Source organism: Streptomyces sp. NPDC059874 (assembly GCF_042731135.1).
GTDB lineage: Bacteria > Actinomycetota > Actinomycetes > Streptomycetales > Streptomycetaceae > Streptomyces.
In genome coordinates this window covers 1-2,626 of record NZ_JBHWJY010000181.1, presented here as the reverse complement: position 1 = coordinate 2,626, position 2,626 = coordinate 1, and the positions used below count along the sequence as shown (strand labels likewise).

At 71.2% G+C, this 2,626-nt stretch carries 2 protein-coding genes; both read right to left on the bottom strand.

The genetic code is table 11. The annotated features are described in order from the left end of the window. Nucleotides 1–46: 46 nt before the first annotated feature. Nucleotides 47–1,642 carry a bifunctional phosphoribosylaminoimidazolecarboxamide formyltransferase/IMP cyclohydrolase gene (gene purH / locus ACFV9H_RS41395; RefSeq protein WP_385409169.1) on the bottom strand — a complete coding sequence of 532 codons (1,596 nt, stop codon included), beginning with the start codon at nt 1,640–1,642 and terminating at the stop codon, nt 47–49. Beyond that, nucleotides 1,639–2,262 (bottom strand): phosphoribosylglycinamide formyltransferase, encoded by a 624-nt coding sequence (gene purN, locus ACFV9H_RS41390; RefSeq protein ID WP_385409167.1) that lies wholly within the window; start codon nt 2,260–2,262, stop codon nt 1,639–1,641. The genes purH and purN overlap by 4 nt, the downstream gene beginning before the upstream one ends. Nucleotides 2,263–2,626 lie beyond the last annotated feature (364 nt).

Below are 2,626 nucleotides of genomic sequence, written 5' to 3'. Positions count from 1 at the left end.
GACCCGCAGTGCGGGTCGCGGCCTTCGCCGTTGTGGAGCCGGGGCCTCAGTGGAAGAAGTGGCGGGTCCCGGTGAAGTACATCGTCACGCCGGCCTTCTTCGCGGCCTCGACGACCAGCTCGTCACGGACCGAACCGCCCGGCTGGACCACGGCCTTGATGCCGGCGGCCGTCAGGATCTCCAGCCCGTCCGGGAAGGGGAAGAAGGCGTCGGAGGCGGCGTACGAGCCCTGCGCGCGCTCGGCGCCCGCCCGCTCGACGGCGAGCTTCGCCGAGTCAACCCGGTTGACCTGGCCCATGCCGACGCCGACCGAGGCGCCGTCCTTGGCGAGCAGGATCGCGTTGGACTTGACGGCCCGGCAGGCCTTCCACGCGAAGGCCAGCTCGGCGAGCTCGTCGGCGGAGAGGGCGTCGCCGGTGGCGAGGGTCCAGTTGGCCGGGTCGTCGCCCTCGGCCTGGAAGACGTCCGACTGCTGGAGCAGCACGCCGCCGGAGATCGGCTTCAGGTCGCCCGGCTGGTGCGGGGTTCCGTCCACCTTCAGCACGCGGATGTTCTTCTTCTTGGCCAGGATCTCGACCGCGCCGTCCTCGTAGGCGGGGGCGGCGATGACCTCGGTGAAGATATCCGCGACCTGCTCGGCGAGCTCGACGGTCACCGGACGGTTGACGGCGATGACGCCACCGAAGGCCGACAGCGGGTCGCAGGCGTGCGCCTTGCGGTGGGCCGCGGCGACGTCCGTCGCGTCCACGGCGATGCCGCACGGGTTGGCGTGCTTGATGATCGCGACGCAGGGCTCTTCGTGGTCGTAGGCGGCCCGGCGGGCGGCCTCGGTGTCCACGTAGTTGTTGAAGGACATCTCCTTGCCGTGCAGCTGCTCGGCGTTGGCGAGCCCGCCCGGCTGCCCGTCCGTGTAGAGGGCGGCGGCCTGGTGCGGGTTCTCGCCGTAGCGGAGGGTCGACTTGCGCTCCCAGGCGCCCGCGAGGAACTCGGGCAGGACGGCGCCCTCTTCCGGCGCGTACGCGTTGGTGAACCAGGAGGCCACGGCCACGTCGTAGGCGGCGGTGTGCTGGAAGGCCTCGGCCGCGAGCCGCTTGCGGGCGGTGAGGTCGAAGCCGCCGCCCTGGGCGGCCGCGATCACGTCGGCGTAGCGGGCCGGGCTGGTGACGACCGCGACGGAGGGGTGGTTCTTGGCGGCGGCACGGACCATCGACGGGCCGCCGATGTCGATCTGCTCCACGCACTCGTCCGGGGTGGCACCCGACTGGACGGTGGCCAGGAAGGGGTACAGGTTGACGATCACCAGGTCGAAGGGCTCCACGCCCAGCTCGGCGAGCTGGTTGCGGTGGTCCTCCAGGCGCAGGTCGGCGAGGATGCCGGCGTGCACGCGCGGGTGCAGGGTCTTGACCCGGCCGTCCAGGCACTCGGGGAAGCCGGTGAGCTCCTCGACCTTGGTGACGGGCACCCCGGCCGCGGCGATCTTCGAGGCGGTGGAGCCGGTGGAGACGAGCGCGACGCCCGCCTCGTGCAGGCCGCGGGCCAGGTCTTCCAGTCCCGTCTTGTCGTAGACGCTGATGAGCGCACGACGGATCGGCCGCTGGGTCGTGGTCGGGTCGTTGCTCGCTGCGGTGTCTGCGGCGGTCACTGGATTGTTACCTTTCGTCCCTCAATGCGGTAGCCGTGCCGGGCCAGGCGCCCCACGACGTCGACGAGCAGCTGGCGCTCGACTTCCTTGATGCGCTCATGGAGAGCGGCTTCGTCGTCCTCGTCCCGTACCTCGACCACACCTTGGGCGATGATCGGACCGGTGTCCACGCCGCTGTCCACGAAGTGGACCGTGCAGCCGGTGACCTTCGCGCCGTAGGCGAGCGCGTCCCGTACGCCGTGCGCACCGGGGAAGGCGGGGAGGAGGGCGGGGTGGGTGTTGACGAACCGGCCGCCGAAGCGGTCGATGAACGCCTTGCCCACGATCTTCATGAACCCCGCGGACACGACGAGGTCCGGGGCGTACGCGTCGGTCGCCTCGGTGAGGGCGGCGTCCCACTCCTCGCGGCTCCCGTAGGCCTTGACCGGGCACACGAAGGTGGGGATGCCGGCCTTCTCGGCCCGCTCCAGGCCCGCGATGTTCTTACGGTCGGCCCCCACGGCGACGACTTCGGCACCGAAGCCCTCGGATCCGCCGGGGTGGGCGTCGATGGCGTCGAGCAGGGCCTGGAGGTTGGTGCCGGAACCGGAGACCAGCACGACCAGGCGGGAGGCGGCCATGGGAGGCCCTTTCTCGCGGATTTGCGGTGTTCGTCTTTGTGTGGTCATACGAAACTTCGGGGTACCGATATACGGGGAACCATACGAAGCCACCGACCGCCTGCAACGATACCGGCACACCGGACGGCCCCCGAGGGACGGGGGGACGGCCGGGCGGTAGCGTCTGGCGTACACGCCTCGACGTCGCGCTGACGTCCATGACACAGGGGAAGAAACGCACCCGATGCCGGACCGCCGCCAGCCCGACTCCTCCACCCCCTCCACCCCCTCCACCGACGACAACCCGTTCGCCGCTCCGCCGGAGGGCCGGCCCGACCAGCCGTGGCAGCCGCGGGCGGGCGCCGACGGCGGACCGGGGCCCGAG

Coding starts and splice junctions, on each gene's coding strand:
- purN (WP_385409167.1), bottom strand. CDS start 2,262: ATGGCCGCCTCCCGCCTGGTCGTGCTGGTCTCCGGTTCCGGCACCAAC.